Below are 8,124 nucleotides of genomic sequence, written 5' to 3'. Positions count from 1 at the left end.
GGTGCATGTCGTGCGCGGAGGCCACCATCCCCCCGCTGCCGGACAGGAACCGGGGCCGTCCGCGCAGCGGCAGCCCGGGGATGGGCTCGATGCCGCTGCCGTCCTCCTCCCCGTACATCTCCGCGAGCCGCCCCGCCTGTTCGTCGGTGACCTGGAACCCGGCGTCCGCCATCCCCAGCGGCCGGAAGACCCGCTCGGCGAGGAAGACGTCCAGCGGCCGGCCGGACACCACCTCGATGACCCGTCCCAGCACGTTGGAGGCCACCGAGTAGTTCCACTGCGTCCCCGGATCGAACTGCAGCGGAAGACGCGCGTACAGGTCGACGGTCTCGGCGAGCGAGGCCCCCGGCACCACCGACGACTCCAGTCCGGCCGCCCGGTACAGCGCGTCGACGGGGTGGGTGTGGTAGAAGCCGAAGGTCAGCCCGGCGGTGTGGGTCATCAGGTGCCGGACGAGCAGGGGACCTGCGGCCGGCCGGGTCCGTACGCCGTCGCCGGACCCGCCCTCGTACACCCGGGGCTCGGCGAAGGCCGGCAGGTGCCGCCCCACCGGGTCGTCCAGCGACAGCCGTCCCTCCTCCACCAGCGTCAGCGCGCCCACGGACGCCACCGGCTTGGTCATGGAGTAGATCCGCCACAGCGTGTCGCTCCGGACCGGCAGCCCGGCCGCGACGTCCCGTGCCCCGTACGTCGTGAGGTGCGCGACCCGCCCGCCCCGGGCGACGGCGAGGAGGAACCCGGGCAGCCGCCCCTCGTCGACCCACCGCGCGCAGTGCCGGTCCAGGCGCTCCAGGGCCCCGGGGTCCAGTCCCGCCTCGTCCGGCTCGACCTGCTGCTCCAGCGCCACCATCGTCCTCCTCCGATCGCGCTCGCCGCGGTGAGTGCGTACCCCGTCGGGCGCCGTCGGGAACGCGGGCCCCGTACGGTGCGTTGACCGGGGTATGACTCAGGACGCCGAGCGGAACGCACTGCTCTCGCTGCTCTCCGAGGGAAACAGCGGAGTGCTCGTCACACTCAAGCGTGACGGGCGGCCCCAGCTGTCGAACGTCAACCACGCGTACTACCCCGACGAGCGGGTCGTGCGCGTCTCGGTCACGGACGACCGGGCCAAGACCCGCAATGCCCGACGGGACCCGCGGGTGTCCTACCACGTCACCACCCCCGACCGGTGGGCCTACACGGTCGCCGAGGGCACCGCCGAGCTCACGGCGGTCGCCGAGGACCCCTACGACGAGACGGTGGAGGAACTCATCCGGCTGTACCGCGACGTCAACGGCGAGCACCCCGACTGGGACGACTACCGCGCCGCGATGGTCCGCGACCGGCGGCTGGTGCTGCGGCTGCGGGTGGAGCGGGTGTACGGGATCCCGCGGCGCGGCGGCTCGTAGGCCCCTGCGGCGAGCGGCGGCCGTCGGTCAGGCCGTCACCTTCTCCGGCTGGGCGGCGCCGTCCGGGGCCGTGCGTTCGCCGAGCCGCTCGGCCGGGGTCCGGTGGGTTTCGCGGGCCGAGAGCGCGGCGACCACCGGCGGGACGCACAGGGCCGCCGTGAACAGGGCGACCGCCGTCCAGTCGTCGCCGTCCGGGCCGGCCATGTGCGCGGCGAACGTGACCGCGAAGCCGGCCACCGCGAAGCCGATCTGGGTGCCGATCGCCACGCCCGAGAGCCGGACCCGGGTCGGGAACATCTCACCGTAGAAGGCCGGCCACACCCCGTTCGCCGCGCTGTAGACGACACCGAAGGCGAGGATGCCGAGGAGCAGGGTCAGCGGGTAGTTGCCGGTGGAGATCGCCCACAGGTAGAGGAACATCGTCACCGCGCTGCCCACCGCGCCGACCAGGAAGACCGGGCGCCGCCCGACGCGGTCGGAGAGCGCGGCCCACAGGGGGATCGCGGCCAGCGCGACGACGTTCGCCAGCGCTCCCACCCACAGCATCGACGAGCGCGACATGCCGACGGCGTCACTGGTCGCGTAGGCCAGGGCCCACACGGTGAAGATCGTGCTGACCGAGGCGATCAGCGCACCGGCGACCACCCGCAGGACGTCCGCCCAGTGCTCGCGCGCCAGCACCACCAGCGGCAGCCGCACGACCCCCTCGGTCGCGGTCTGCCGGGCGAAGGCCGGCGTCTCGTCCAGCTTGCGGCGGATGACGTACCCCACCACGGCGACCGCGACGCTCAGCCAGAACGGCACCCGCCAGCCCCAGGACAGCAGGTGCTCCTCGGGCAGCGCGGCCACCGGGATGAAGACCAGGGTGGCCAGCAGTTGCCCGCCCTGCGTACCGCTGAGGGTGAAGCTGGTGAAGAAGCCCCGCCGGTGCGGTGGCGCGTGTTCCAGGGCCATCGAGTTCGCACTGGCCTGCTCGCCGGCCGCCGAGATGCCCTGCAGCACCCGGCACAGCACCAGCAGCACGGGGGCGAGCGTGCCGACCTGGGCGCGGGTGGGCAGACAGCCGATGAGGAACGTCGACAGGCCCATCAGCATCAGCGTGAAGACCATGATCTTCTTACGGCCGAGCCGGTCGCCGACGTGACCGAGGAAGAGCGCGCCGAGCGGCCGCGCCGCGTACGCGACACCGAACGTGCCCAGGGACAGCAGGGTCGCCGTCGCCGGGTCGGACTCGTCGAAGAAGACCTCGGGGAAGATCAGCGCGGCCGCGCTGCCGTAGATGAAGAAGTCGTAGTACTCCAGGGCGCTGCCGATCCAGGCGGCGGTCGCGGCCTTCTTCGGCTGGCCGGGCGGGGAGGCGTCGCGGGGCGGGGCGGGGACGGTCACGGCGGGCTCCTTCGAGGGGGCTCCACGGCATGCGGAGAACAGATGGAGGGGAGAGATGCCGGCGCTCTAATTAACCCACTGGATAGTTAGTAGCGGCTGGGTAGGGATGCTGCGCCCGCCCGTTCGCGGTGTCAAGGGGTCATGCCGCCCCTCGTGGCCGAGGGGTCCTGCCGCGCCTTCGCGGCGAGGGGGGGCGGCGTGCGGGGTCAGTCCGCGGTCCGCTCCGCCGTCAGATAGGCGATCACCATGTCGCCCAGCATCGTCCGGTAGTGCTCGCGCTGGGCCGGATCGACCAGGTCGCGCCCGAACAGGGCGCCGAAGGTGTGCCGGTTGGACACCCGGAAGAAGCAGAACGCGCTGATCATCGCGTGCAGGTCGACGGCGTCCACGTCGGCCGTGAACAGGCCCGACTCCCGTCCGGCCGCCAGGATGCGGCGGATCACGTCCAGCGCGGGCGAGCCCATCCGGCCGAGCTCCTCGGAGGCCGCGATGTGCTGCGCGCCGTGGATGTTCTCGATGCTCACCAGGCGGATGAAGTCGGGGTGCCGCTCATGGTGGTCGAAGGTCACCTCCGCCAGCCGCCGGATGGCCGCCACCGGGTCCAGGTGATCGACGTCCAACTGCTGCTCGGCCTCGCGGATCACGCCGTACGCCCGCTCCAGCACGGCCGTGAACAACTGCTCCTTGCCGCCGAAGTAGTAGTAGATCATCCGCTTCGTGGTGCGGGTGCGGGCGGCGATCTCGTCGACGCGGGCGCCGTCGTAGCCGGCCCGGGCGAACTCCCGCGTCGCCACGTCGAGGATCTCGGCCCGGGTGCGGGCGGCGTCCCGGATGCGCTCGCCGGGCCGTGCCGGTTCTTCGACGCTGGTCATGGAGTTCCTTCGGGCGAGGGGCCAGTGCCGGTGATTGTAGAAGCAGGGCGCCGGGTCTCCGCCGGGCCTTCCCCCGGGTCCGCCGTCGCTGATATAGCTAACGTACTGGTTCGTACATTGTTTGCCTCCGGAGGTCCGCGGTGCTCAAGGACTCGTATCTCGTCGGGCTGATCGGCTCCGGCATCGGCCCGTCGCTCAGTCCCGCGCTGCACGAGCGGGAGGCGGGCCGTCAGGGGCTGCGCTGTCTGTACCGGCTGCTCGACCTCGACGCGATCGGGGTGCCGCCCGAGGCGGTGGGCGAACTGGTGCGCGCGGCACGGCTGCTCGGTTTCGACGGGCTCAACATCACGCATCCGTGCAAGCGGCTGGTCGTCGAGCACCTGGACGCCCTCGATCCGCGGGCCGAGGCGCTCGGCGCGGTCAACACCGTCGTCTTCGAGGACGGCCGCGCCGTCGGGCACAACACGGACGTCACCGGCTTCGCCGCCGCCTTCGCCCGCGGCCTGCCCGACGCCCCGCTGGAGCGGGTGGTGCAGCTCGGCGCGGGCGGCGCGGGCGCGGCCGTCGCGCACGCCGCGCTGACCCTCGGCGCCGGACGGATCACCGTCGTGGACGCGCTGCCCGAGCGGGCCGCCGAACTCGCCGCCGACCTCGACCGGACCTTCGGGGCGGGGCGCGCCGCCGCCGCGACCCCGGACCGGCTGCCGGAGCTCCTCGCCGCCGCCGTCGGCAACGGCGGTCTGGTGCACGCCACCCCCACCGGTATGGCCGCCCACCCCGGGCTGCCGCTGCCCGCGGAGCTGCTGCGCCCCGGCCTGTGGGTCGCCGAGGTGGTCTACCGGCCCCTGGAGACCGACCTGCTGCGCGCCGCCCGCGCGGCCGGCTGCGCCACCCTGGACGGGGGCGGCATGGCCGCCTTCCAGGCCGCGGACGCGTTCCGCCTGTTCACTGGGCGGGAACCCGACAGCACGAGGATGCTCGCCGACCTCACCGAGCTGACCGGCACCGTCGCGGCCTCCCGGTAGCCCCGAACAGCTCCGAGCAGCCGCGGACAGCCCACCGGGGCCCACCGAACGTCACCGAAACAGAGGTACCGACGTGCGTACGTCCATCGCCACCGTCTCCCTCAGCGGCTCCCTCACCGAGAAACTCACGGCCGCCGCGCGGGCCGGCTTCGACGGAGTCGAGATCTTCGAGAACGACCTCCTCGCCAGTCCCCTCTCCCCCGAGGAGGTCCGCGCCCGCTGCGCCGACCTCGGCCTCACCGTCGACCTGTACCAGCCGCTGCGGGACATCGAGGCCGTCCCGGCCGACGTGTTCGCCGGCAACCTGCGCCGCGCCCGGCACAAGTTCGAGCTGATGCGCAGGCTCGGCGCCGACACCGTCCTCGTCTGCTCCAGCGTCGACCCCGCCGCCCTCGACGACGACGCCCTCGCCGCCGAACAGCTGAGCGAACTCGCCGGGCTGGCCGACGACTTCGGCGTCCGGGTGGCCTACGAGGCGCTGGCCTGGGGACGGCACGTCAGCACGTACGACCACGCCTGGCGGATCGTCGAGACGGCGGACCACCCGGCGCTCGGCACCTGTCTGGACAGCTTCCACATCCTCTCCCGGGGCTCCGACCCCCGGGGCATCGAGGACATCCCCGGCGAGAAGATCTTCTTCCTCCAGCTCGCCGACGCCCCGCTGCCCGCGATGGACGTACTGCAGTGGAGCCGCCACCACCGCTGCTTCCCCGGCCAGGGCGGTTTCGACGTCGCCGGGCTGGTGCGGCACGTACTGCGCACGGGGTACGCCGGGCCGCTCTCGCTGGAGGTCTTCAACGACGTCTTCCGGCAGGCGGAGGCCGGCCCGACCGCCGTGGACGCCCGCCGCTCCCTGCTGGTGCTCCAGGAGGAGGCGGGGATCGCCGAACCGCCCGCCCCCGTCGTCCCCACCGGCTTCGCCTTCGCCGAACTCGTCACCGCCGACACCGAACCCGTCGCCGCGCTGCTCGGCGCGCTGGGCTTCGCCCGCACCGCACGGCACCGCACCAAACCCGTCGACCTGTGGCGGCAGGGCGAGGCCCGGATCCTCGTCAACGCGGGGACGGCCGTACGCCGTGACGGCACCCGGCTCGCCGCCGTCGGCCTGGAGTCACCGGACCCGGGCGGTGCCGCCCGGCGCGCGGAGGCCCTGCTGGCACCGGTGCTGCCGCGCCGCCGCGCGCCCGAGGACGCCCCGCTCGACGCGGTCGCCGCGCCCGACGGCACGGAGCTGTTCTTCTGCGGCAGCGGCTCCGGCGGCTGGCGGGCCGACTTCGAGGACGCCGACCACGCGCCCGCCGCGGGGTCCGTGCGCCGCATCGACCACCTGGCGCTCACCCAGCCCTGGCACCACTTCGACGAGGCGGCCCTCTTCCACCGCAGCGTGCTCGGACTGCGCGCCGAGGACTGCGTGGACCTCGCCGACCCCTACGGACTGCTCCGCAGCCGCGCGGTGAGCAACGCCGACGGCAGTGTCCGCATCGTCCTCACCGTCGGAGCCGCGCCCACGGACGACACCGCGCGGGCCCAGCACATCGCGCTCGCCACCGACGACGTGGTCGCCGCCGCCCGCCGCTTCCGCGACGCCGGCGGCCGCCTGCTGCCGATCCCGGCGAACTACTACGACGACCTCGCCGCCCGGTACGCGTTCGCCGACGGCGAGCTGGAGGCCTACCGCGAGCTGGGCATCCTCTACGACCGCGACGCGCACGGCGTCCTGCGGCACTGCTACACCCGCACCGTCGGCCGCGTCTTCTTCGAACTCCTCCAGCGCGAGGGCGACCACCGCGGCTACGGCGCCCGCAACGCACCGGTGCGGCTGGCCGCGCAGCACGCGGTGCAGGCGCACGCCGGGGGATGACGGCTCCGGCCGCCCGTGCGGCCGGCCGGGCCCCGCGTTCACGGCCGGGTGTTCCACTCCGCGATCACGGGCCTGCCGTGTTCCAGCGACAGCCGGTTCAGCGTGCCCGTCTCCAGCCGGAACAGGCGCCCCTCGACAGGCGGCAGGCCCAGGCGGCGGGCGGTCAGCACGCGGAGCAGGTGGCCGTGGGCGACCAGCAGCACGTCGCCCCCGCCGAGCGCCCCGGCCACCCGGGCCAGCACCCGGTCGGCGCGCTCGCCCACCTGCTCCACCGATTCGCCGGGCAGGTCCGGGCCGGGGGGCACGCCGTCGGTCCACAGGTCCCAGTCGGGCCGGGTGCGGCGGATGTCCGCGGTGGTGACCCCCTCGTAACCGCCGTAGTCCCACTCCCGCAGGTCCGCCTCCGGCACGGCCCCGGCCAGACCGGCGAGTTCGGCGGTGCGCCGGGCGCGGACCAGCGGACTGGTGAGAACCAGCGCGAAGGTCCGGCCCGCCAGGAGCGGCACGAGGGCCTTGGCCTGGGCCTCACCGCTCGGGGTCAGCGGCAGGTCGGTCCGGCCGGTGTGCCGGCCCGCCCGGCTCCACTCCGTCTCGCCGTGCCGGGCCAGCAACAGGTCCCCCACGGCCGTTACGCCTGCTTCACCGACTCGACGGCGTGGCCGCCGAACTGTTTGCGCAGCGCCGCGACCATCTTCATCTGCGGAGAGTCCTCCTGGCGGGAGGCGAACCGCGCGAACAGGGACGCGGTGATCGTCGGCAGCGGCACGGCGTGGGAGACGCCCGCCTCCACGGCCCAGCGGCCCTCGCCCGAGTCCTCGGCGTAGCCGCGCAGCCGGTTCAGGTGCTCGTCCTCGTCGAGGGCGTTCACCGCGAGGTCGAGCAGCCAGGAGCGGATGACGGTGCCCTCCTGCCAGGAACGGAACACCTCCCGGACGTTGTCCACCGAGTCGACCTTCTCCAGCAGCTCCCAGCCCTCGGCGTAGGCCTGCATCATGGCGTACTCGATGCCGTTGTGGACCATCTTCGCGAAGTGCCCGGCACCGACCCGGCCCGCGTGGACGAAACCGTAGGGGCCCTCCGGCTTGAGCGCGTCGAAGATCGGCCGCAGCCGGTCCACGTGCTCCTCGTTGCCGCCGACCATCAGGGCGTAGCCGTGCTCCAGGCCCCACACACCGCCCGAGACGCCCGCGTCGACGAAGCCGATGCCCCGGGCGTCCAGCTCCCGGGCGTGCTTCTCGTCGTCCGTCCAGCGGGAGTTGCCCCCGTCGACGACCACGTCGCCGGGCCGCAGCAGGCTCGCCAGCTGGTCGATGACCTGCTGGGTGACGGCGCCGGCGGGGACCATGATCCAGACCGCGCGGGGCCTGTCGAGCTGGGTGACGAGGTCGGAGAGGTGTCCCACGTCCGAGAGTTCGGGTTTGGTGTCGTACCCGACGACGGTGTGTCCGGCGTTGCGGAGGCGCTCGCGCATGTTGCCGCCCATTTTGCCGAGACCAACGAGACCGATCTGCATGTCAGTTCACTTCCTGAGTTCGCGGTAGGCGGCCACCAGGGCGGCCGTGGACGGGTCGAGGCCGGGTACCGGGGTGCCT

Annotated in this window: 8 protein-coding genes; 3 read left to right on the top strand and 5 right to left on the bottom strand. The window is 73.5% G+C overall.

What is annotated here, in order from left to right; translation table 11 throughout:
* A partial coding sequence (locus tag B7L92_RS05595; RefSeq protein ID WP_081236369.1) for a serine hydrolase domain-containing protein occupies positions 1-850 on the bottom strand: 850 nt, incomplete at its 3' end.
* 91 nt (positions 851-941) lie between these two features.
* On the opposite strand from B7L92_RS05595, the gene B7L92_RS05590 reads away from it, so the two are divergent.
* A complete protein-coding gene (locus B7L92_RS05590; protein ID WP_081236368.1) occupies positions 942-1,388 on the top strand; it encodes a PPOX class F420-dependent oxidoreductase in 447 nt (148 codons plus the stop codon).
* Positions 1,389-1,415: 27 nt separating this feature from the next.
* Here the strand turns inward: B7L92_RS05590 and B7L92_RS05585 are convergent, their stop codons facing one another.
* Both B7L92_RS05585 and B7L92_RS05580 read right to left on the bottom strand, forming a co-directional pair.
* Positions 1,416-2,774, bottom strand: a complete 1,359-nt coding sequence (locus B7L92_RS05585) for an MFS transporter (RefSeq protein ID WP_081236367.1) — start codon at positions 2,772-2,774, stop codon at positions 1,416-1,418.
* A 206-nt stretch (positions 2,775-2,980) separates the two neighbouring features.
* Positions 2,981-3,646: a TetR/AcrR family transcriptional regulator gene (locus B7L92_RS05580; RefSeq protein WP_004980755.1), complete on the bottom strand. Its 666-nt coding sequence runs from the start codon at positions 3,644-3,646 to the stop codon at positions 2,981-2,983.
* Between the two features lie 140 nt (positions 3,647-3,786).
* On the opposite strand from B7L92_RS05580, the gene B7L92_RS05575 reads away from it, so the two are divergent.
* Together B7L92_RS05575 and B7L92_RS05570 are read left to right on the top strand one after the other, a co-directional pair.
* The gene (locus tag B7L92_RS05575; RefSeq protein WP_081236366.1) at positions 3,787-4,671 is read left to right on the top strand and encodes a shikimate dehydrogenase; all 885 of its coding nucleotides are present in this window, start codon (positions 3,787-3,789) and stop codon (positions 4,669-4,671) included.
* A 73-nt stretch (positions 4,672-4,744) separates the two neighbouring features.
* Positions 4,745-6,532: a bifunctional sugar phosphate isomerase/epimerase/4-hydroxyphenylpyruvate dioxygenase family protein gene (locus B7L92_RS05570; protein ID WP_081236365.1), complete on the top strand. Its 1,788-nt coding sequence runs from the start codon at positions 4,745-4,747 to the stop codon at positions 6,530-6,532.
* Positions 6,533-6,570: 38 nt separating this feature from the next.
* On the opposite strand, the gene B7L92_RS05565 is transcribed toward B7L92_RS05570, so the two are convergent.
* Together B7L92_RS05565 and gnd are read right to left on the bottom strand one after the other, a co-directional pair.
* On the bottom strand, positions 6,571-7,155 hold the full coding sequence (locus tag B7L92_RS05565) for a histidine phosphatase family protein (RefSeq protein WP_081236364.1): 585 nt from the start codon (positions 7,153-7,155) through the stop codon (positions 6,571-6,573).
* A 5-nt stretch (positions 7,156-7,160) separates the two neighbouring features.
* Entirely contained in the window at positions 7,161-8,045 is an 885-nt protein-coding gene (gene gnd, locus B7L92_RS05560) for a phosphogluconate dehydrogenase (NAD(+)-dependent, decarboxylating) (protein ID WP_081236363.1), read from the bottom strand.
* Positions 8,046-8,124: the final 79 nt, after the last annotated feature.

The organism is Streptomyces viridosporus (assembly GCF_002078235.1).
GTDB lineage: Bacteria > Actinomycetota > Actinomycetes > Streptomycetales > Streptomycetaceae > Streptomyces > Streptomyces viridosporus.
This window is presented reverse-complemented; position numbering and strand designations above follow the sequence as displayed.